Genomic DNA, 20491 nt, shown 5'->3' on the forward strand with positions numbered 1-20491 from the left:
CCCGGTGGGGGCGGGGAGGTCCGCGCGCTGGGACACTCGGGACCGTGCCGACCGCCGCCGTGCCCGCCGCCACCGACGTCCTGGTCGTGGGGGCCGGCCCGGCCGGAGCCGCGGCGGCCGCCTGGGCCGCCCGCGCGGGCCACGACGTCCTCCTGGCCGACGCCGCCTCCTTCCCCCGGGACAAGGCCTGCGGCGACGGGCTGACCCCTCGCGCGGTCGCCGAGCTCGACCGGCTCGGCCTGGGCGGCTGGGCGCTGGGCCAGGCGCGCAACCGCGGGCTCCGGGCGGCCGGGTTCGGCCGGGTGTGGGAGCTGCCGTGGCCGGGCGGCCGGGCGTTCCCCGACCACGGCAGCGCCGTGCCGCGCACCGAGCTCGACGCCCGCATCCGGGAGGTGGCCCTGGCCGACGGGGCCACCCCGCTCTCCGGTGCCCGGGCCGTCGACGTCGAGCGGGACGGCGACCGGGTCACCGGGGTCGTGCTCGAGGTCGGTGACGACACGGTGACCGTGGGCTGCCGGCGCCTGGTCGTGGCCGACGGCGCCCGCTCCCCGCTGGGCCGGGTGCTCGGCCGGGAGTGGCACCGGGGCACCGCCTACGGCGTCGCGGCCCGCGGCTACGTGCGCTCCGGGCGCGCGGACGACGAGTGGATCTCCTCGCACCTCGAGCTGCGCGGCGCCGAGGGGGAGCTGCTGTCGGGCTACGGCTGGGTGTTCCCGCTCGGGGCGGCGTCGGGGCAGGTCAACATCGGCGTCGGCACCCTGGCAACGGCGCGGCGGCCCGCCGGCGTGGCGCTCAAGGCGTTGCTGGAGGTCTACGCCGACGCCCGCCGCGAGGACTGGCGGCTCGAGGGCCCGGTGGAGGCGCCGGCGTCCGCGCTGCTGCCGATGGGCGGGGCGGTCTCCGGCGTCGCCGGGCGCAACTGGGCGCTGGTGGGGGACGCCGCCGGGTGCGTCAACCCGCTCAACGGCGAGGGCATCGACTACGGCCTGGAGACCGGGCGCACCGTCGTCGGCCTGTTCGACGAGGCGGACTGGTCGGCGGCCTGGCCGGCCACCCTGCGCCGGCACTACGGCGAGGCGTTCTCCATCGCCCGGCGGCTGGCCGGCCTGCTCACCGTGCCGCGCTTCCTGCCCGCCGCCGGCCCCGTGGGCATGCGCTCGCGGGCGCTCATGACCGTCGCGCTGCGGGTCATGGGCAACCTGGTCACCGACGGGGACCGCGACGTCGTCGCCCGCCTCTGGCGCGCCGCCGGCCGGGCCTCGCTGCGCGTCGACGAGCGGCCGCCCTTCGGCTGACCGGCCGGGTGCGCCGCCGTGCACGCCCCGGCTCCGGCCCCACGTCGTCCCCCTCCCGGACATCCCCGGCGGGGGAGTGGCCGGTGCAGGAGCGCCCTGGCCCCCCTGCAGGGGCCCGCCGCGAGCGTGCGAGCGGTGGGGGGCAGGAGGGTCCTTCCTCAGACGAAGGGCGAGTTGTACATCGCGAAGTAGACCGCGATGTAGTGGCAGATCGCCGCGACGACGGTCATCGCGTGGAAGACCTCGTGGTAGCCGAAGGTGCCCGGCCAGGGGTTGGGCCGCTTCACCGCGTAGGCCACGCCGCCGAGGGTGTAGAGCACCCCGCCGACGGCCAGCAGCACCAGGGAGGTCACCCCGGCGATGTGCAGGATGTCGGTGAGGATGAACACCGCCACCCACCCCAGGCCGATGTAGAGCGGGACGCCGACCCAGCGCGGCGCCGTGGGCCAGGTCAGCTTGAGGAACACGCCGGCCAGCGCGCCGGCCCACACCCCGGCGAGCACCCAGTAGCCGGTGGGCCGGTCGACGGCCAGCAGCGCGAACGGGGTGTACGTGCCCGCGATGAACAGGAAGATCATCGAGTGGTCGAGCCGCTTCATGACCCGCCACCCGCGGGGTGACCAGCGGCGGCGGTGGTAGAGCGCGCTGATGCCGAACAGCCCGCAGATGGTCGCGCAGTAGACCGCCACGGACATGCCGGCCCGCGCGCCGAGCACCGAGCCCAGCGGGACGAGCACGGCACCGGCCGCGATCGCCCCGAAGAACGAGAACAGGTGCAGCCAGCCGCGCATCCGGGGCCGGGTGTCGGGGTGGTCCCAGTCGCGGTCGCCGAAGTCCTCGGCGGTCCAGGCGCGCTCGACCCGCTCGCCCTCGGCGAGGACGGCGGTGACCGCCTGCTGCCGGGGGGCCTCGAGCTCGGCGCTGTCCGCCTCGACCCGGACGGGCTCGCGGTCCTCGGGCAGGGGGCGCATGACAGGAGGTTACGCACCGGTAGGTGGGGTCGCCCGCCGGCCGGCCCGTGACCTCCCCGGCATCGGGACCGGTCAGCGAGCCGGTGCGCGGCGGGTCCGCGGCGGTCTTAGGGTGACCCTCCGTGGGGGTGCGACGGTGGGTCCGTGACGCGCTCACCGCCGTCTACGAGCGCCGCCTGGCCCGGGCGCTGGTGGGGGCGGAGACGCCGCGGCACGTGGGCGTCATCGTCGACGGCAACCGCCGCTGGGCGCGGGCGATCGGCCTGGAGGACCCCAACGCCGGGCACCGCCGCGGGGCCGACAAGATCGCCGGCTTCCTCGGCTGGTGCGACGAGGCCGGCGTCGAGGTGGTCACGCTCTTCCTGCTCTCCACCGACAACCTGTCCCGCCCCGAGCCCGAGCTGACCCCGCTGCTGCGCATCATCGAGGGGGTCGCCGAGGACCTGGCCGGGCCGGGCCGGCGCTGGCAGCTGCGACCGGTCGGCGCGCTGGAGCTGCTGCCGGCCGAGACGGTCGCGGTCCTCAAGCAGGCGGAGGAGGACACCCGCGGGCGGCCGGGGGCGCACGTCAACCTGGCCGTCGGCTACGGGGGGCGGCGCGAGATCGCCGACGCCGTCCGCTCCCTGCTGGCCGAGCACGCCGAGCGGGGCACCACCCTCGACGAGCTCGTCGGCGTCCTGGACGTCGAGCACATCGCCGAGCACCTCTACACCCGCGGCCAGCCGGACCCCGACCTGGTGATCCGCACCAGCGGGGAGCAACGGCTGTCGGGCTTCCTGCTGTGGCAGACCGCGCACTCGGAGTTCCACTTCACCGACGTGTACTGGCCGGACTTCCGGCGGGTCGACTTCCTCCGCGCGCTGCGCGCCTACGCGGCGCGGCACCGGCGCTTCGGCGGCTGAGCCCCCCGTCGCCGCCGCTCCGGCGGCTGGAAAACTCACCGCCCATGGCAGCCGGAGCGCTCGACGTCCCCCTGGAGTACGTACGGCTGGGGCTGCGCTTCGACCGGCTGGAGCCCGGCTTCGTCGACGCCTACACCGGCGACCCGCGGGTGCGCGCGCAGGTCCTGGACGAGCCGGTGCCGACCCCGCAGCGGCTGCGCGACCGGGCGCGGGCCCTGCTGCGCGAGCTGGACGCCGCCGCCCTGCCCGAGGACCGCGCCGGCTTCCTCCGCGGCCAGCTCGCGGGCCTGGAGTGCAGCGCCCGGAAGATGAGCGGCGAGCCGGTGGGCTTCCTGGAGGAGGTGTCCAGCTACTTCCAGGTCGACGTCACCCTCGGGGACCCGGCCGCGTACGCGGCGGCGCACGCCGAGCTCGACGCCCTGCTGCCCGGCGACGGGCCGCTGGCCGAGCGCTACGCCGCGCACCGGCGCCGCGAGGAGTGCCCGCCGGCCCGGCTGGCGGAGGCGGTGCACGCCCTCTCCAGCGCGCTGCGCGACCGGGTGCGCGCCGCCTACGGGCTGCCCGAGGCCGAGGTCGTGCGCTACGAGGTGGTCACCGACAAGCCCTGGTCGGGCTTCAACTACTACGAGGGCGACTTCCGCTCCCGGGTGGCCATCAACGCCGACCTGCCGCACCGGCTCTCCCAGCTGCCGCACCTGGTCGCGCACGAGGCCTACCCGGGGCACCACACCGAGCACTGCCGCAAGGAGCTCGGGCTGGTCGAGCGGGCGGCCCGGGTCGAGCACACGGTCTTCCTGGTCAACACCCCCGAGTGCCTCATGGCCGAGGGCCTGGCGGACCTGGGGGTGCGGGCGGCGATCGGCGGGGGCTGGGGGCCGTGGGCCGCCGAGGTGCTCGGTGACCTCGGGCTGCGCTTCGACGGGCACCTCGCCGAGCGGGTGGCGGCCGCGGCCGCGCCGCTGAACCGGGTCCGCCAGGACGCCGCGGTCCTCCTGCACGACCGCGGCGTCGACGTCGACGAGGTGGCCGCCCACATCCAGCGCTGGTCGCTGGTCAGCCCCGACCGCGCCCGCCAGCAGCTGCGCTTCCTGACCCACCCCCTGTGGCGGGCCTACACGAGCACCTACGTCGAGGGCTTCGACCTGCTCTCGTCGTGGCTGGACGCCCGCCCCGAGGGGCAGCCGGTGGCCGACCGCTTCCTGCGGCTGCTCGACGAGCCGCTGACTCCGGCGGCGGTGACCGCCGAGCTGCGGGCGGCCTGACCGGGGATGGCGCGCCGGGACCCGGAGGAGGCCCGCGACCTGGGCCTGTGGACGGCCGGCTGGCTGGCGGTGCTGCTGGTCGGCGGGCTGTGGTGGGTCGGCGACCTCGGCCTGCAGTGGCCGGTGCTGCTGGTCCCGCTGCTGTGGGCGCTGGTGGCCGCCCGGCCGCGCCGGGACCGCTGAGCCGCGCCGCGACGGCGGTCCGGGGGCCCGGTGTCCTCCGGGCGTGGGGCGGCTGGTGCGTCTGGGGGACCCGGATGGGGGACACGCCTCCCCGTGGACACGCTCCTGTCACCTCCCCGGCCTACCGTCCGGCGTGGAGGGCGACCGCACGTCGTCCTCCACGGGAGGCCCGGTGGGTGCTGACGCGCGACGTCGACCAGGGGGCCGGTGCCCGGCCCCTGTGCCGGGGCCCGGCCACCTTCGAGCCGGGGCGCGCCCGGCGCGTCCCACGGGAGCCGATTCGTGATCACTCGCCGCACGTTCGTCCTCGACACCTCCGTCCTGCTCTCCGACCCGGGCGCGCTGCTGCGACTCGGGGACGCCGACGTGGTGCTCCCCCTGGTCGTCATCGGGGAGCTCGAGGACAAGCGCAACCACCCGGAGCTGGGCTGGTTCGCCCGGCAGGCGCTGCGGCTGCTCGACGACCTGCGGGTCCGGCACGGGCGGCTCGACGCCCCGGTGCCCGTGGGGGAGGAGGGCGGCACCCTGCACGTCGAGCTCAACCACAGCGACCCCTCCGTGCTGCCGGCCGGTTTCCGCAACGACAGCAACGACAGCCGGATCATGGTGGTCGCCCTCAACCTGCGCGCCGAGGGCCGCGACGTCTGCCTCATCACCAAGGACGTGCCGCTGCGGGTCAAGGCCGCGGCGGTGGGCCTGGAGACCGACGAGTACCGGGCACTGGACGCCGTGGACGCCGGCTGGACGGGCATGGCCGAGCTGCCCCTGGAGGACGCCGGGCTCGCCGCGCTCTACGACGCCGGCGAGGTGTTCGTCCCGGCCGCGGCCGAGCTGCCGACGCACACCGGCCTGGTGCTGCTGTCCTCGCGGGGGTCGGCGCTGGGCCGGGTGACCCCGGACAAGCAGGTGCGGCTGGTCCGCGGGGACCGGGAGGCGTTCGGCCTGCACGGCCGCTCCGCCGAGCAGCGGGTCGCCCTCGACCTGCTCCTCGACCCGGACGTCGGCATCATCTCCCTGGGCGGCCGCGCGGGCACCGGCAAGTCGGCGCTGGCGCTGTGCGCCGGGCTGGAGTCGGTGATGGAGCGCCGGGCGCACAAGAAGGTGGTCATCTTCCGGCCGCTGTACGCCGTCGGGGGCCAGGAGCTCGGCTACCTGCCCGGCAGCGAGGGGGAGAAGATGTCGCCGTGGGCCCAGGCGGTCTACGACACGCTCGGCGCCCTGGTCTCCACGGAGGTGCTGGAGGAGATCGCCTCCCGCGACCTCATCGAGGTGCTGCCGCTGACCCACATCCGCGGCCGCTCCCTGCACGACTCGTTCGTGGTCGTCGACGAGGCGCAGTCGCTCGAGCGCGGCGTGCTGCTCACCGTGCTGTCGCGGCTCGGCTCGGGGTCGCGCGTGGTCCTCACCCACGACGTGGCCCAGCGGGACAACCTCCGGGTCGGCCGGCACGACGGCATCGCCGCGGTGGTCGAGCAGCTCAAGGGGCACCCGCTGTTCGCCCACGTGACGCTCACCCGCTCGGAGCGCTCGCCGATCGCGGCGCTGGTCACCGAGATGCTCGGGGACCTCCCGCTGTAGGCCCGTCCCCTCCCGGCGCGGCCACGGCCGCGCCGGGAGGGGGCTCACACGGGGCCGAGCCCCTCCCTGTTGACCAGGATGGCCAGCTGCGTGCGGGTGCGGATCTCCAGCCGGCGCAGCGCGCCGGTCAGGTGGCTCTTGACCGTCGGGAGGCTGACGAACAGCTGTGCCGCGATCTCCTCGTTGCTCAGCCCCTCGGCGACCAGCACGGCGACGTCGCGCTGCCGGCCGGTGAGCTGGTCCAGCGCGCGGACCGGCCGGCGCGGCGACCCCGACCCGTCGGCCAGGTAGCGGACCAGCCGGTCGGCGGCGGCCGTGTCCAGGGCCGCCTCGTGGCGGGCCAGCGCCCGCACCCCGTCGACCAGCCGCCGCGCGGTCAGGCGACGGGGCAGGTACCCGCGCACCCCGGCCCGCAGCACGTCGACCAGCTCGGGGTCCGGGGCGTCGCCCTCGCCGAGCACGAGGATGGCGACGTCCTGGCGGCAGAAGTGCGGGAGCAGCCGGAACTCCCGGTCGACGAGCCCCTGCCGGGCGACGAGCACCTGCGCGCGGGTCTGCGTCGCGGCCTCCAGGGCAGCGGTCAGATCGGGCGCCTCGGCGACCACGGCCAGGTCGGGCTGGGCGTCGAGGATGACCTGGAGGCCGACCCGGTAGACCTCCTGGTCCTCGCAGAGCAGCACCCGGACCAGCGCGGTCGGGGGCCGGACCCCCGGCGGGTGCGGCGACGCGGCCGGCCCGTGCAGCGGCCGGCCGTTGGGCGGGTGCGGCCCGCCGGGGCGGCTGCCGTCGCGGGGTCGGGGTGGGACCACGGTCCGCGGTGGGGTCCCCCGGTGCGGCGGCGCCCCTCGGGGCGGGGCGACGAGGTCGTCACGGCTCACGGGCTCACCCACTTCTCCGCCTGGTTCACGGGCGGTGCGGTGCGGCGGCGCCGGGCGTGCTGCCACGTCCGACGCACCGGCAGGGAGTGTGATCGGCGCAGACTAGGGCCGGGACCGCTCGACGCGCAGCAGGTTCCCAGCTCATTTCCGGGATGTTCACAGGACCGCCGCCGGTCATCCGGTCACCGATCCCAGTCGGGGTGGCTCGCCGTCGCGGCGGGAGCGGTTGACGTGGATGGCCAGCTGGGTGCGGTCGCGCAGGCCCAGCCGGCGCAGCGCCACGGTGATGTGCCCCTTGACCGTGGCGCGGCTGACCCGGAGCTGGTCGGCGATCTCGGAGTTGGTCAGCCCCTCGGCGACGAGGGCGGCCACCGCCTGCTGCCGCGGGGTCAACGCGTCCTGCGCCTCCTGGCGGGGCTCCGGATCGTCGAGCTGGTGCAGCAGCGACCCGGTCGCCGCGGCGTCCAGGACGGTCTCGCCCCGGGCGACGGCGCGCACCGCCTCGACGAGGCGCTCCGGCCGGACGTCCTTGAGCACGTAGCCGCTCGCCCCGCGCCGCAGGGTCTCCACCAGGTCGCCCCCGGGGCCGACCGAGCCCAGCACCAGGACGGCGACCCCCAGGGCGGCCAGGTCGCCGACCACGGCGCCGACCTCGGCGCCGGGCAGGTCGTGGCTGACCAGCACGACGTCGGGCGCGGTCTCCGCGCAGGCGGCCAGGGCGGCCTCCGCCTCGGCCGCCTCCGCCACCACGACCAGGTCGCCCCCGGAGCGCAGCACCGTGCGCAGCCCGAACCGGAACACCTCGCCCTCGTCGGCGAGCACCACGCGGACCCGCTCGTCCGCGTCCTCCACCCGGCCGTCACCGGGCGACCGTCCTCCCATGTCGCCAGCTCCGCTCCCCCGCAGCGGCGCCGGCAGGCACCGCTGGTCCACCCCCGTGGGAGTCAGGCCTGCCGCGGGCGGCCCTGGTGGTCGTCCGCGTCCGTCGGCTCCCCACGGCTGACGCTAGGTGACGGATCGGTCGTGGGCCACCGACCTGGACACGGCGCCTCCCCTCCACGCCCGGACTTCATACCGGGGTAGGGGGCCGACCCCCGCCGTGCGGTGCCGTGCTCCCCGTCCCGCGGGTGCAGGGTCGTCGGTCCCTGGTGCGCCCGGTGGGGGCCGGTGGCCCATCCCGGAGGTGGGGGGGAGGGGCACGCGTCTCCACCCCGGGGCGCGGCCGGATTCCGGTCCCGCGGCCGATTCGGGGGCCCGCCGTGCCGCCCTAGCGTTTCCGGCGTCACACGAGCCACACGGGCCCCGCGGCGCCGGCGAGGCTCCCCGGCCCGGACCCACGAGGAGCGACCCGGTGCAGCAGACCATGATCATCGCGAAGATGGCGCCCACCTCGGCCGAGGACGTGGCCGAGGTCTTCGCCCGCTACGACGCCACGTCGATGCCCCACGAGATCGGTGTGCAGCGCCGGTCGCTGTACCAGTTCCACGGCCTCTACGTGCACCTCATCGACTTCTCCCGGCCGTCGTCGGAGGCGATGCAGGTGGCCCAGAAGCTGCCGGAGTTCCGGCAGATGAGCGACGAGCTCAAGCCCTTCATCGAGGCCTACGACCCGAACTGGCGCTCGCCGGCGGACGCGATGGCCCGCCGCTTCTACCACTGGACGCCCGAGGCCCGGTGAGCCGGCGCGCCGACGGCAGGAGGACCGGAGAGCCATGACCCACACGACCGCGCCCCCGCGGACGGCGCCCGCGGCCCCGGCGACCGCCGGGTGGACCGCCTGCCCCCAGTGCGGCTGGCTGGTCTACCGCAAGCGCCTGGACCGCAACCTGCAGGTCTGCCCCGAGTGCGACCACCACCTGCGACTGCCCGCCCGCGCCCGCATCGACCTGCTCGCCGACCCGGACAGCTTCGCCGAGGCGTCCTTCGCGCCGCACCCGGCCGACCCGCTGTCCTTCACCGACCTGCGCGACTACCGCGGCCGGCTCCGGGACGCCGCCACGCGCTCCGCCGAGGAGGAGGCGGTGGTGGTCGGCACCGCGGCGATCGGCGGCACCGAGGCCGTCCTCGCCGTCATGGACTTCGGCTTCCTCGGCGGCAGCATGGGCGTCGAGGTGGGCCGGCGGGTCAGCGGCGCCGCCGGCCTGGCCCTCGAGCGCGGGCTGCCCCTGGTCACCGTCTGCGCCAGCGGCGGGGCGCGGATGCAGGAGGGCGTCCTGTCGCTGTTCCAGATGGCCCGCACCGCGCAGGCCTTCGCCCGGTTGCGCGAGGCCGGGCTGCTGTCGGTGTGCGTCCTCACCGACCCCACCTACGGCGGGGTGTCGGCGTCCTTCGCCACGCTCGGCTCGGTCGTCGTGGCCGAGCAGGGCGCGCACGTCGGCTTCGCCGGCCCGCGCGTCGTCCAGGAGACCATCCGGGCGGAGCTGCCGCCGGGCTTCCAGACGGCGGACTTCCTGCTCGGCCACGGCCTCGTCGACCGCGTCGAGAGCCGCGCGGAGCTGCGGCCCCTCCTCGTCCGGCTGCTGGCCCTGCACACCGCCGGCGGGTCACCCGCGGCGGCCGGCGGGGCGGCCGGCGCGGCGGACGACGTCCCCACCGGGACCGACCCGTGGGACGTCGTCCAGGGCGCCCGGGCCACCGACCGCCCGACCACCCTCGACTACCTGCACACCGCCTTCGACGACTTCGTCGAGCTGCACGGCGACCGGGCCTTCGCCGACGACCCGGCGGTGGTGGGCGGGGTCGCCTCCATCGGCGGGCGGACGGTGGTGGTGGTCGGCCACCAGAAGGGGCACACCGTCCGCGAGCGGGTGGCCCGCAACTTCGGCATGCCGCACCCCGAGGGCTACCGGAAGGCGATGCGCCTGCTCGACCACGCCGAGGCGTTCGGGCTGCCGGTGGTCACCCTCGTCGACACCCCCGGCGCGCACCCCGGCCCCGAGGCCGAGGAGCGCGGCCAGGCGCACGCCATCGCCGACATCATCATGCGCAGCAGCCGGCTGCGGGTGCCGGTCGTCTCGGTCGTGACCGGCGAGGGCGGCAGCGGTGGCGCGCTGGCCCTCTGCACCAGCGACCGGCTGCTGGTCATGGAGAACGCCTTCCTCTCGGTCATCAGCCCGGAGGGCTGCGCCGCCATCCTGTGGCGCACCGCCGCGGCCGCACCGCTCGCCGCCCGCGCCATGCGCCTGGGCGCCGCGCACCTCGTCGAGTCCGGCATCGCCACCGGCGTGGTGCGCGAGCCCGCCGGCGGGGCCCAGGCCGACCCGGTGGCGGCCGCGGACGCCCTGCGCGCCGCCCTGCTGCGCGAGCTGGCCGAGCTCGACGGGCTCGACCCGGACACCCTGCTGACCGCCCGGTCCCGCCGGCTCTCCCTCGTGGGCGGCGGCCAGGAGCGGCCGGTGCACCCCGGCGGCCCCGGTTCGTGGGCCGCCCCCATCCCCCTGGTGAGGAGCTGACCGTGGCATCGGTGGACCTGCCGCGCGCGGCGCGCAACGGAGCGCCGCTCGTGGCCACGGAGCAGGAGGACACCACCCGCTCGCTGGGCCGGGAGGTGGTGGAGCTGGCCCGCACCCTGCCCGGTGACCTGCGCCGGCTCACCGTCCGCAACGGCGCCTGCGAGGTGGAGGTCGAGTGGGCCGGGGCGGTCGCCGCCCCCGCGGCGACGGCGACCGCCGCCCCGGCGGCCGCCGCGCCCGCCGCGGAGGAGCCGGAGGCGGCCGAGGCCGCACCCGGCACCGTGACCGTGCGGGCCCCGCTCGTGGGGACCTTCTACGAGTCGCCCTCCCCGGGGGCCGACCCCTTCGTCCGCGTCGGCGACGAGGTCGAGGCCGGGCAGACCCTCGGGATCGTCGAGGCGATGAAGCTGATGAACCCGATCGTCTGCGACGCGCCCGGCGTGGTCGCCGAGGTCTGCGTCGGCAACGGCGAGTCGGTCGAGTACGACCAGCCGCTCGTGCGGCTCACCCCGCCCGGGCGGCTCGCGTGATCAGCCGGCTGCTCATCGCCAACCGCGGGGAGATCGCGGTGCGGGTGGCCCGTGCCTGCCGGGAGCTGGGCATCGAGGTGGTCGCCGTGCACTCGACCTCCGACCGGTCCTCGGCGGTCGTGCAGATGGCCGACGAGGCGGTGCACATCGGCCCCTCGGCGCCGCGGCACAGCTACCTGCACGTGCCCAACATCGTCGAGGCGGCGCTGCGCACCGGCGCCGACGCCGTCCACCCCGGCTACGGGTTCCTCTCCGAGGACCCCGACTTCGCCGAGATCTGCGCCGCGGAGGGGCTGACCTTCGTCGGCCCGCCGCCGGCGGTCATGCAGCAGATGGGCAACAAGGCGACCGCCCGCAGGCTCATGGCCGAGGCCGGCCTGCCGCTGCTGCCCGGTGTCGTCGAGCCGGTCCGCACCGCCGAGGAGGCCGCGGGGATCGCCGCTTCGATCGGCTACCCGGTCATCATCAAGGCCGCCGCGGGCGGGGGCGGGCGCGGGATGACCGTCGTGCACCGCGCCGAGGACCTCGCCGGCTCGTTCGCCGAGACCCGCGCCGTCGCCCGGGCGGTCTTCCGGGACCCCACCGTCTACGTCGAGCGCTTCCTCCCGCGCGCCCGGCACGTCGAGGTGCAGGTGCTCTGCGACGGGCACGGCAACGGCGTCTCCCTGGGCGAGCGGGACTGCTCGCTGCAGCGCCGCCACCAGAAGCTGCTGGAGGAGGGCCCGGCCGGGCACCTCACCCCCCGGCGGCGGGCCGAGCTCGGCGCGCTGGCGGTGCAGGGCGCGCTGGCCGTCGGCTACGAGGGCGCCGGGACGATGGAGTTCCTCGTCGACGACGCCGGGCGCGCCTACTTCATGGAGATGAACGCCCGGATCCAGGTCGAGCACCCGGTCACCGAGCTGCTCACCGGGATCGACCTGGTGCGCGAGCAGCTGCTGGTCGCCGCCGGCCGCCCGCTGCGGTTCCGGCAGGAGGACGTCGTCGTCCGCGGGGCGGCGATCGAGTGCCGGATCAACGCCGAGGACCCGCAGCGCGGGTTCGCCCCGGCGCCCGGCCGGCTCGAGGTGCTCCGGGTGCCCGACGGGCCGTGGACCCGGTTCGACACCGGCTACCGGCAGGGCGACGACGTCAGCCCGCACTACGACTCGCTGCTCGGCAAGCTCGTCGTCTGGGCCCCGGACCGCGAGCAGGCCGTGCGGCGGATGGACCGGGCGCTGGCCGAGCTGCGCGTCGAGGGCCCGGGCCTGCACACCACCGTCGCCCTGCACCGGGCGCTGCTGCGCGACCGCGACGTGCGCGCCGACCGCCACGACGTGCAGTTCCTCGACCGCCGGCTGCCCGACCTGCTCACCCGGGCCGCGGCGCTGGCCGAGGACCCGCCCCCCGCCCTGCCCGCCGTCGAGCACGGCACGCCGTCGACGCTGCTCGGCCTGCTCCCGCTGCCGCAGCCGGCACCCACGTCCACCAGCACCGACACCACCACCGAGGAGAGGGATCCCACCATGTCCGCCACCACGTTCGACCTCGCCGACCTCATGGCCCTGCTGTCCGAGAAGGCCGGGCTGCCGCCCGAGTCGCACACCACCGACCCCGACGCCACGTTCGCCGACGTCGGCCTGGACTCGCTGGCCTTCCTCTCCGTGCAGACCGAGCTGCAGGACCGCTACGGCGTCGAGGTGCCCGACGACAACCCGGACGCCTGCACGTTCGGCGAGATCGTGTCCGCCGTCCGGGCCGGCGCCGGCGCGCCGACCGCCGGCATGGCCTGACCGGGGGACGGCGACGTGACCACCACCGAACCCACCACCGTCGGCCACACCGACAACTCGATCCTGATCGCCGCCGGCATCGACCACGTCTGGCGGATGACCAACGACCTCGAGCGCTGGCCGGAGCTGTTCACCGAGTACGCCTCGGTCGAGATCCTCGAGCACACCGGGGACACCTACCGCTTCCGGCTGGCCATGCACCCGGACGAGAACGGCACGGTCTGGAGCTGGGTCTCCGAGCGCACCCTCGACGAGGCCACGCACACCGTCGTGGCCCGCCGGGTCGAGCCCGGGCCGTTCGAGTTCATGGACATCCGCTGGGAGTACACCGAGGCGGACGGCGGCACCCGGATGCGCTGGGTGCAGGACTTCCGGATGCGGCCCCAGGCGCCGATCGACACCGAGGGCATGACCCGCCGGATCGACGCCAACTCGAAGGTCCAGATGGGGATCATCCGGGACAAGGTCGAGGCCGCGGCCCGTGAGGCCGGCGACCCGGGACCGGGACCGGCGCGGTGACCGCGGCCGGGGCGGGGCCCGCGCTCGTCTTCCCGGGCCAGGCCGCGGCACGGGCCGGCATGGTCCTGCCCTGGCTGGACGACGCGGCGGCGCGCGAGGTCTTCGACGAGGCCTCCGACCTGGTCGGCCGCGACGTGGCGGACTGGTGGCTCGACCCCGCCCCGGGCGCCGACCCCGTCCGCGCGCACCTGGCCGTCGTCGTGACCGGGGTGGCCGCGGCCCGATCCCTGGCCGCACGGGGCCTGGTCCCCGCCGCCGTCGCCGGCTACGGCGTGGGCGCCTACACCGCCCTCGTCGCCGCCGGTGCGCTGCGGCTGGCCGAGGTCCTGCCGGCCGTGCACTGGCGGGCCGAGCTGGTGGCCCTCACCCCGCGGCCCTCGTGCGCGGCCCGCGCCGCGGTCGTGGGACCGGGGGCCACCGACGTCGCCGCGGCCGCGGTCGCGGCGGCCGGCCCCGGGGGCCGGCTGGTCGTCTCGGCGATCGACGGCCCGGAGCGGGTGGTGCTGGCCGGCTTCCGAGAGGAGCTCGACGGCGCCTGCGCCCAGGCGCGTGATGCCGGGCTCGAGTGGGTCCCGGTCCCCATGACCGGGGTGGCCCACTCGCCGCTGGTGACCGTCGCGGCGGCCCGGCTCGACCCGGTGCTCGCCGGTCTCACCTGGTCGGTACCGGCGGTCCCGGTCGTGCCGGACACCGACCCGGTGCCCACCCGGGACACCACCCGCCTGGCCACCGCCCTCCGCGGCCACCTGGTCGCACCCGTGCGGTGGTCGGAGGTGGTCGAGGTCCTGGCCGGGACCGCCGACTCCCTCGTCGAGGTCGGCTCCGTGGCCACCCTCGGCCCGCTCGCCCGGCAGGTGCGCCCGGACCTCCCCGTCCACCTGGCCACCGGCCCCGACACCCCGCTGCCCCTGCCCGGCCCGGCGTTCGCCCTCGCCGGCCCCACCCCTGCCCGAGGAGAGAGATGACCACCATCCAGCACCCGACGTCCGTCATCCGGTGCACGCACACCGTCCACCGCGGCGACACCCCGCCCAACCGCCGGCGCGGCGGTGACATCCGCACGCTGCTGTCCCCGGCCAGCGTGGGCGCCACCGCCGGCTTCATGGGCACCCTCACCCTCGAACCGGGCGAGATCGTCACCGAGCACTGGCACCCGTACTCGGAGGAGTTCCTCTACTGCGTGAGCGGCGACGTGAAGCTCACCCTCGACGGCGAGTGCCGCCGCCTGGTCGGCGAGTCGGCCGTGCACGTGCCCATCGGGGTCCGGCACCGCATCGTCAACGACACCGACACGACGGCCTTCTTCGTCTTCTGCCTCGGCCCGCTGGCGCCGCGGCCCGAGCTCGGGCACGTCGACACCGAGCCCTCGCCGGGGTCCCTCGGCGCGGTGCGATGACCGCCGGCGCACGCCGGGTCGTCATCACCGGCATCGGGGTGGTGGCCCCGGGCTCCATGGGCCGCGAGGGCTTCTGGGACATGATCACCGCGGGCCGCACGGCCACCCGGCGGATCACGTTCTTCGACCCGAGCCGCTTCCGCTCCCAGGTCGCCGCCGAGGTGGACTTCGACGGCCGGAAGCTGGGGCTCACCGCCCAGGAGGTCCACCGCAACGACCGGTTCGTGCAGATGGCGATGGTCGCCGCGGACGAGGCGGTCGCCGACAGCGGGCTGCGGTTCGGGGTCGGCGGCGCACCCGACGCCCCCGAGCCGGAGCGGGTCGGCATCACCCTCGGCAGCGCCGTCGGGGCGACCATGCGGCTGGAGGACGAGTACGTGGCGGTCAGCGACGCCGGCCGGCACTGGCTGGTCGACCCCCGCTACGCCTCCCGCTTCCTGCACCAGGCGCTGGTGCCCAGCTGCGGGGCCACCGAGCTCGCGGTGCGCTTCGGCGCCCACGGCCCGGCCACCGTCGTCTCGACCGGGTGCACCTCGGGCATCGACGCGGTGGGGTACGGCAGCCAGCTGGTCGAGGACGGCGACGCCGACGTCGTGATCGCCGGGGCGAGCGACGCCCCGATCTCCCCGATCTCGATGGCCTGCTTCGACACCATCCGCGCGACCACGGGCAACAACGCCGACCCCGAGCACGCCTCCAAGCCCTTCGACGCCCGCCGCGACGGGTTCGTCATGGGGGAGGGGGCCGCGGTGCTGGTGCTCGAGGAGCTCGGGCACGCGCTGGAGCGCGGGGCCGAGGTGTACTGCGAGGTCACCGGCTACGCCAACCGCTGCAACGCCTACCACATGACCGGGCTGCGGCCCGACGGCGTGGAGATGGCCGAGGCGATCCGCCAGGCCCTCGACCAGGGCCGCACCGACGCCGACGAGGTGGGCTACGTCAACGCGCACGGCTCGGGCACCAAGCAGAACGACCGGCACGAGACCGCGGCGGTCAAGCGCAGCCTCGGCCCGGCCGCGCAGTCGGTGGCGATGAGCTCGATCAAGTCGATGGTCGGGCACTCGCTCGGCGCGATCGGCTCCATCGAGATCGCCGCCACGGCGCTGGCGGTGCAGCGCCAGGTGGTGCCGCCCACCGCCAACTACGAGGTGCCCGACCCCGAGTGCGACCTGGACTACGTGCCCAAGATCGCCCGCGAGCACAAGGTCGACGTCGCCGTCTCGGTCGGCAGCGGCTTCGGCGGCTTCCAGTCCGCCATCGTGCTGGCCCGACCCACCCGGAGGACCCCGTGAGCCGCCTGCTGGTCACCGGGATGGGCGTCATCGCGCCCTCCGGCATCGGCGCCGAGGAGCACTGGCGCACGATCCTGCGCGGCGAGTCCCGGATCCGGCCGATCGAGGGGTTCGACGCCGACCTGTACGGCGTCACCCTCGGCGGCCAGGTGCTGGACTTCGTGCCGGAGGAGCACGTCGACGGCCGGCTCATGGTGCAGACCGACCGCTGGACCTGGATGTCCCTGGCCGCGGCCACCCTCGCCGCGGCGGACGCCGGGTACACCTCCCCGGAGGACGCCTACGCCACCTCGGTGTTCCTGGCCTCCGGGTCCGGGGGCAACGAGTTCAGCCAGCACGAGATCCAGGGGCTGTGGGCGCGCGGGCCGAAGGCCGTCGGCGCCTACCAGTCGATCGCCTGGTTCTACGCGGCCAGCACCGGCCAGGTGTCGATCCGGGACGGCTACAAGGGCCCCTCCGGGGTCGTGGTCAGCGAGGGGGCCGGCGGCCTGGACAGCATCGGGTGGGCCCGCCGGGTCGTCCGCCGCGGCACCCCCGCCGTCCTGGTGGGCGGCACGGAGGCCGGGCTGTGCCCGTACGCGCTGCTGTGCCAGACCACCAGCGGCCGGCTGTCGACGGCCCGGCACCCCGACGACGCGTACAAGCCGTTCGACCGGCGGGCCAACGGGCACGTCGTCGGCGAGGGCGGGGCCATCCTGCTGCTGGAGGAGGAGGGCGCGGCGCGGGCCCGCGGGGTCGAGCGGGTGTGGGGCGAGGTGGTCGGTTACGGGGCCACCCACGACGCCTTCCACCACGAGGCGCCGGCACCGGACGCCACCCAGTACGCCCGGGCGATCCGGGTGTCGCTGGCCGACGCGGGCCTCACCCCGGACGACGTGGACCTGGTCGTCGCCGACGCGGCCGGGACGCCGGAGCTCGACGCGCTCGAGGCCGCGGCGATCGGGGCGGTGTTCGGGCCGCACGGCGTCCCGGTCACCGCGCCGTCGTCGTGGACCGGGCGGCTCATGGCCGGCGGCTCGGCGCTGGACGTGGCCACCGCGCTGCTGGCGCTGCGCGACGGCCTGGTGCCCCCGACCGGCAACGTCGAGGAGCCGGTCCCCGAGCACCGCCTGGACCTGGTGCGCGAGACGCGGACGGCCGACCTCGACGTGGTCGTCGTCCTCGCCCGCGGCTTCGGCGGGTTCAACAGCAGCCTCGTGCTGCGCCGGTACCGCGAGCAGGAGGCGGCATGACCGCGACCGGCGGCGGGACCGGGGTGCGGACGGTCCTGCGGATGCGGGCCCGGGAGGGCTGCGAGGCGCAGTTCGAGGCGGCCTGGCGCGCGGCGGCCGCCGAGATCGCCGCGGTCCCGGGCAACCTGCGGCAGGAGCTGGGCCGCGACGTGGACGACCCGCGGACCTTCCTCATCACGGCGGACTGGACCGACCGGGCGGCGGTCGACGGGTTCGGGCGCAGCAGCGCCCGCGAGACGTTGACCGCCGCGCTGCGGGACCTGCGCGAGGACGCGGCCCGCAACACCTACGAGGTGCTGGCCACCGTCCCCGGCGGGCAGGGCGCGGGAGAGGGGCGCGCATGACCGGGCCGGGCAGCGGCCGGGACGGTGCGGCGGGGGCGCGGACCGTGCTGCGGGTGCGCGCGCGGGAGGGGTGCGAGGTCGAGTTCGAGGCGGCCTGGCACCGGGCCGCCGCGGAGCTCGCCCGCCGGCCCGGCAGCCTGCGCCAGCAGCTGATGCGCGACGAGGAGGACCCGCGCTGGTTCGCCCTCGTCGGTGACTGGGCCGACCGGGCGGCGGTGGACGCGCCCGGGGGCGGTGTCGCCCCGGAGGTCCCCGAGGTGCTGCGCGACCTGCAGGACGACGCCGCCCGCTCGACCTTCACCGTCCTGGCGACGGTGGAGGCCGAGCGGCCCCGGCCGGTGCGCATCGACTTCTCCACCGGCGTCAAGCCCGGCGAGCAGGAGGCCTTCGAGCGCGCCTACACGACGGTCACCCAGCGGATCGGGGACTCGCCCGGGTACGTCCGCGAGGAGCTGCTGCGCGACGCCGGCGGCCTGCGGTACCACATCTTCGCCGAGTGGGAGTCCGAGGCGGACTTCGAGCGGTGGGTCGAGGACCCCTCCCACATCGCGGCCGGCGCCCCGCTGGCCCGGTGGCACTCGGTGGAGTTCCGGCGCGAGGTGCTCGAGATCCGCCGGCGGCCCGACGGCGACGCGGGCTTCCCGCCGCTGCCGCCGCCCGGCGGGGACGTCGAGGTGGCCCGCGTGCGCATCGACACCGCCGTCGCCGTCGAGCCCTGGGAGGCCGAGGCCTTCGAGCTCGCCTACCTCGCCGCCGCGCAGCTGGCCCGCAGCGCCCCCGGCCACGCCCGCGAGGAGCTGCTGCGCGAGCCCGACGGGCGGCGCTACCACGTCGTCGCCGAGTGGGAGTCCGAGCAGTGCTTCACCGACTGGGCGGCGGAGCCGGCGAACTGGTCGGCCGGGCCGCTGGGCCGCTGGCTGGCGCGCGGTGCGGACCGCAGGGTCTTCGCGCTGCGCGTGCGACCGGGCACGCCGCCGCCGGCCGCCGTCCCCGCGCCCGCCGCCGCCCGGCCCGGGGCGGCGCCGGAACCGGTGCCCGTCAGCACGGTGCCCGTCAGCACGGTGCCCGTCAGCACGGTGCCCGTCAGCACGGTGCCCGTCAGCACGGTGCCCGTCAGCACGGTGCCCAGCGCGACGGTGCAGGAGTTCGTGGAGAAGCCGGACGACGCGCACGCCGCCGCGGCCGCACCGCTGCCGGCCCCCTCGGGCCCGGCCGAGCCCTCCCGCACCGCCGGGCGGGCGGTCGAGGTGCTCGTCGTCGGCGCCGGCCCGGCCGGGCTCACCCACGCCATCGAGCTGGCCCGTCGCGGCGTCGCCGTCCGGGTCGTCGACAAGCGCCCCCAGGCCTCGACGCAGGCGGACAAGGCGATCGGCATCCACTGCCGGACGATGGAGATCTGGGAGGAGCAGGGCATCGTCACCGAGGCGATGGACGCCGGGATCTGGCTGCACGGCCAGACGGTGTTCGTCAACGGCGAGCAGACCCACCAGGTCGACTGGGCCGGCCTCGACGAGCTGCCCTACGCCCACCTCGGCCTGCCCCAGTACGACACCGAGCGCATCCTCGGGGCCCGCCTGACCTCCCTCGGCGTGGTCGTCGAGCGCGGGGTCGAGCTGGTGGCCTTCGCCCAGGACGACGAGGGCGTCACCGCGCGGCTGCAGCACGCCTCGGGCGAGGTGGAGACCACGCGGGTGCAGTACCTGGTCGGCTGCGACGGCGCGCACAGCGCCGTCCGGTCCGGGCTGGGGCTGGCCTTCGAGGGCGGGCTGTCGATGTTCCCGCAGCTGTTCATGCTCGGGGACGTCGACGTCGACTGGGACCTCCCGGCCGGCCACCTGGTGCGGTTCGTGCGGATCGAGGGCGACGACTTCACCGGGATGCTCGTCTGCGTGCCGCTCAAGGGCCGCAACCGCTACCGGATCGCGACCCTGGCCCCGCAGCGGTGGCAGGACGCGGTCGGCTCCGGCGTCGTCCCGCCCGGCTTCTGGCAGGAGTACGAGCCGCCGACGCTGGCCGACATGCAGGCGGCGATCGACGACCTCGGGCCGCCCGGGACGACGGCCAGCAACCTGCGCTGGTCGTCGATCTTCCGCATCAAGCACGGCATCGTCGACCGGTACCGGGAGGGCCGGGTCTTCGTCGCCGGGGACGCCGCGCACCTGCACCCGCCCGCCGGCGGGCAGGGCATGAACACCGGGATCCAGGACGCCTGGAACCTCGGCTGGAAGCTCGCCCTGACCGTCCGCGGGCTGGCCGCCCCCGGGCTGCTGGACAGCTACGAGGCCGAGCGGCGTCCCGCCGGGAAGATGATCGTCGACCGGGCCGTGGCCATCGCGTTCACCGACGAGATGGACATGGAGGACGAGAAGGCCCAGTTCCTGCTCGAGATGCAGATGACCATGAACTACGCCGGCAGCCCGCTGGTCGGCGAGGCACCCGGTGGCGAGGCCTTCCCGGCCGGGCCGGAGCCCGGGCACCGGGCGCCGGACGTGCACGGGCTGCGGCGCTTCGGCGTGGCGCACGACCTGCGGCTGTTCGACCTCACCCGCGGCCCGCGCTCCACCCTGCTCCTGCACGCCGGCCCGGACGCCGGCGAGGAGGAGCTGCTGGACCTGGAGAAGCTCGCGGTCGGGATCCGGCAGCAGACCCGCGGGGAGGTGGACGCCTACCTCGTCGCGGCCCCCGGGACCGGCGTGCTCGCGCTGGTCGACCTGCCCGTGGTGCGCGACGCCCGGCGGACGTTCGAGGCGGCCTACGGCCTGGCCGGTGCCCGGACGGCGGCCTACCTCGTCCGGCCCGACGGGCACGTCGGGTTCCGCGCGCGACCGGTTGCCGAGACCGCCCTGCGCGACCACCTGGCACGCGTGTTCGCCCTGTGACCCCCCGCC

General features: G+C 76.2%; 19 protein-coding genes and 2 pseudogenes. 17 read left to right on the forward strand and 4 right to left on the reverse strand.

All coding sequences use genetic code 11. The features are described from left to right. Window positions 1-44: 44 nt before the first annotated feature. Window positions 45-1295, forward strand: coding sequence for a geranylgeranyl reductase family protein (locus tag D0Z06_RS02915; RefSeq protein WP_117375876.1), 1251 nt, complete (start codon window positions 45-47; stop codon window positions 1293-1295). Window positions 1296-1453: 158 nt separating this feature from the next. On the opposite strand, the gene trhA is transcribed toward D0Z06_RS02915, so the two are convergent. Continuing rightward, window positions 1454-2266, reverse strand: coding sequence for a PAQR family membrane homeostasis protein TrhA (gene trhA, locus D0Z06_RS02920; protein WP_199522095.1), 813 nt, complete (start codon window positions 2264-2266; stop codon window positions 1454-1456). Between the two features lie 122 nt (window positions 2267-2388). On the opposite strand from trhA, the gene D0Z06_RS02925 reads away from it, so the two are divergent. From D0Z06_RS02925 to D0Z06_RS02935, 4 genes are all read left to right on the forward strand, one after another. After that, window positions 2389-3168 (forward strand): isoprenyl transferase, encoded by a 780-nt coding sequence (locus D0Z06_RS02925; protein ID WP_117375877.1) that lies wholly within the window; start codon window positions 2389-2391, stop codon window positions 3166-3168. Between the two features lie 44 nt (window positions 3169-3212). After that, complete coding sequence (locus D0Z06_RS02930) at window positions 3213-4430, forward strand: DUF885 domain-containing protein (protein ID WP_117375878.1); 1218 nt, start codon at window positions 3213-3215, stop codon at window positions 4428-4430. Between the two features lie 6 nt (window positions 4431-4436). Continuing rightward, window positions 4437-4613 carry a hypothetical protein gene (locus tag D0Z06_RS25640; protein ID WP_199522096.1) on the forward strand — a complete coding sequence of 59 codons (177 nt, stop codon included), beginning with the start codon at window positions 4437-4439 and terminating at the stop codon, window positions 4611-4613. 282 nt (window positions 4614-4895) lie between these two features. Further along, window positions 4896-6191 carry a PhoH family protein gene (locus tag D0Z06_RS02935; protein ID WP_117375879.1) on the forward strand — a complete coding sequence of 432 codons (1296 nt, stop codon included), beginning with the start codon at window positions 4896-4898 and terminating at the stop codon, window positions 6189-6191. Window positions 6192-6235: 44 nt separating this feature from the next. Here the strand turns inward: D0Z06_RS02935 and D0Z06_RS02940 are convergent, their stop codons facing one another. Both D0Z06_RS02940 and D0Z06_RS02945 read right to left on the reverse strand, forming a co-directional pair. Further along, entirely contained in the window at window positions 6236-7000 is a 765-nt protein-coding gene (locus D0Z06_RS02940; protein ID WP_233517411.1) for a response regulator transcription factor, read from the reverse strand. A gap of 243 nt (window positions 7001-7243) precedes the next feature. Then, window positions 7244-7951 carry a LuxR C-terminal-related transcriptional regulator gene (locus D0Z06_RS02945; protein ID WP_117375880.1) on the reverse strand — a complete coding sequence of 236 codons (708 nt, stop codon included), beginning with the start codon at window positions 7949-7951 and terminating at the stop codon, window positions 7244-7246. 469 nt (window positions 7952-8420) lie between these two features. Between D0Z06_RS02945 and D0Z06_RS02950 the strand changes: the two genes are divergently transcribed. From D0Z06_RS02950 to D0Z06_RS27045, 11 genes and pseudogenes are all read left to right on the forward strand, one after another. Beyond that, entirely contained in the window at window positions 8421-8747 is a 327-nt protein-coding gene (locus tag D0Z06_RS02950; protein WP_117375881.1) for a TcmI family type II polyketide cyclase, read from the forward strand. 34 nt (window positions 8748-8781) lie between these two features. Beyond that, the gene (locus tag D0Z06_RS02955) at window positions 8782-10521 is read left to right on the forward strand and encodes an acetyl-CoA carboxylase carboxyltransferase subunit alpha (protein WP_117375882.1); all 1740 of its coding nucleotides are present in this window, start codon (window positions 8782-8784) and stop codon (window positions 10519-10521) included. A gap of 2 nt (window positions 10522-10523) precedes the next feature. After that, entirely contained in the window at window positions 10524-11051 is a 528-nt protein-coding gene (gene accB, locus D0Z06_RS02960) for an acetyl-CoA carboxylase biotin carboxyl carrier protein (protein ID WP_233517412.1), read from the forward strand. Further along, the gene (locus D0Z06_RS02965) at window positions 11048-12820 is read left to right on the forward strand and encodes an acetyl-CoA carboxylase biotin carboxylase subunit (RefSeq protein WP_117375883.1); all 1773 of its coding nucleotides are present in this window, start codon (window positions 11048-11050) and stop codon (window positions 12818-12820) included. The genes accB and D0Z06_RS02965 overlap by 4 nt, the downstream gene beginning before the upstream one ends. Before the next feature lie 15 nt (window positions 12821-12835). Next, window positions 12836-13339, forward strand: a complete 504-nt coding sequence (locus D0Z06_RS02970; protein WP_117375884.1) for an SRPBCC family protein — start codon at window positions 12836-12838, stop codon at window positions 13337-13339. Further along, window positions 13336-14304 (forward strand): ACP S-malonyltransferase, encoded by a 969-nt coding sequence (locus D0Z06_RS02975; protein WP_117375885.1) that lies wholly within the window; start codon window positions 13336-13338, stop codon window positions 14302-14304. The genes D0Z06_RS02970 and D0Z06_RS02975 overlap by 4 nt, the downstream gene beginning before the upstream one ends. Next, complete coding sequence (locus D0Z06_RS02980) at window positions 14301-14735, forward strand: cupin domain-containing protein (protein ID WP_117375886.1); 435 nt, start codon at window positions 14301-14303, stop codon at window positions 14733-14735. Before D0Z06_RS02975 ends, D0Z06_RS02980 begins: the two co-directional genes overlap by 4 nt. Then, window positions 14732-16027 (forward strand): beta-ketoacyl-[acyl-carrier-protein] synthase family protein, encoded by a 1296-nt coding sequence (locus tag D0Z06_RS02985; protein WP_117375887.1) that lies wholly within the window; start codon window positions 14732-14734, stop codon window positions 16025-16027. The genes D0Z06_RS02980 and D0Z06_RS02985 overlap by 4 nt, the downstream gene beginning before the upstream one ends. Further along, entirely contained in the window at window positions 16024-17259 is a 1236-nt protein-coding gene (locus tag D0Z06_RS02990; RefSeq protein ID WP_304999742.1) for a beta-ketoacyl synthase N-terminal-like domain-containing protein, read from the forward strand. Before D0Z06_RS02985 ends, D0Z06_RS02990 begins: the two co-directional genes overlap by 4 nt. Beyond that, entirely contained in the window at window positions 17256-17603 is a 348-nt protein-coding gene (locus D0Z06_RS02995; RefSeq protein WP_117375888.1) for a putative quinol monooxygenase, read from the forward strand. The genes D0Z06_RS02990 and D0Z06_RS02995 overlap by 4 nt, the downstream gene beginning before the upstream one ends. Then, window positions 17600-18475, forward strand: a pseudogene (locus D0Z06_RS27045) (antibiotic biosynthesis monooxygenase); the annotation flags it as partial. The gene D0Z06_RS02995 and the pseudogene D0Z06_RS27045, both read left to right, overlap by 4 nt. Here the strand turns inward: D0Z06_RS27045 and D0Z06_RS27050 are convergent. Next, window positions 18427-18894, reverse strand: a complete 468-nt coding sequence (locus D0Z06_RS27050) for a pentapeptide repeat-containing protein (RefSeq protein ID WP_458339529.1) — start codon at window positions 18892-18894, stop codon at window positions 18427-18429. The pseudogene D0Z06_RS27045 and the gene D0Z06_RS27050 sit on opposite strands and share 49 nt — an antisense overlap. On the opposite strand from D0Z06_RS27050, the pseudogene D0Z06_RS27055 reads away from it, so the two are divergent. Then, window positions 18857-20482 (forward strand): annotated as a pseudogene (locus tag D0Z06_RS27055) (FAD-dependent monooxygenase); the annotation flags it as partial. The gene D0Z06_RS27050 and the pseudogene D0Z06_RS27055 overlap by 38 nt on opposite strands. Window positions 20483-20491 lie beyond the last annotated feature (9 nt).

Origin of the sequence: Geodermatophilus marinus, assembly GCF_003428645.1 — a bacterium.
In the GTDB taxonomy this organism is placed as follows: domain Bacteria; phylum Actinomycetota; class Actinomycetes; order Mycobacteriales; family Geodermatophilaceae; genus Geodermatophilus.

Excerpts from the sequence above, each read along its gene's own strand:
- trhA (WP_199522095.1), bottom strand. The coding sequence starts at position 2,266 with ATGCGCCCCCTGCCCGAGGACCGCGAGCCCGTCCGGGTCGAGGCGGAC.
- D0Z06_RS02930 (WP_117375878.1), top strand. The coding sequence starts at position 3,213 with ATGGCAGCCGGAGCGCTCGACGTCCCCCTGGAGTACGTACGGCTGGGG.
- D0Z06_RS25640 (WP_199522096.1), top strand. The coding sequence starts at position 4,437 with ATGGCGCGCCGGGACCCGGAGGAGGCCCGCGACCTGGGCCTGTGGACG.
- D0Z06_RS02945 (WP_117375880.1), bottom strand. The coding sequence starts at position 7,951 with ATGGGAGGACGGTCGCCCGGTGACGGCCGGGTGGAGGACGCGGACGAG.
- D0Z06_RS02955 (WP_117375882.1), top strand. The coding sequence starts at position 8,782 with ATGACCCACACGACCGCGCCCCCGCGGACGGCGCCCGCGGCCCCGGCG.
- D0Z06_RS02980 (WP_117375886.1), top strand. The coding sequence starts at position 14,301 with ATGACCACCATCCAGCACCCGACGTCCGTCATCCGGTGCACGCACACC.
- D0Z06_RS02985 (WP_117375887.1), top strand. The coding sequence starts at position 14,732 with ATGACCGCCGGCGCACGCCGGGTCGTCATCACCGGCATCGGGGTGGTG.
- D0Z06_RS02995 (WP_117375888.1), top strand. The coding sequence starts at position 17,256 with ATGACCGCGACCGGCGGCGGGACCGGGGTGCGGACGGTCCTGCGGATG.
- D0Z06_RS27050 (WP_458339529.1), bottom strand. The coding sequence starts at position 18,894 with ATGGCGTGGGTGAGCCCGGCCGGGCCGGCGCCGACGACGAGCACCTCG.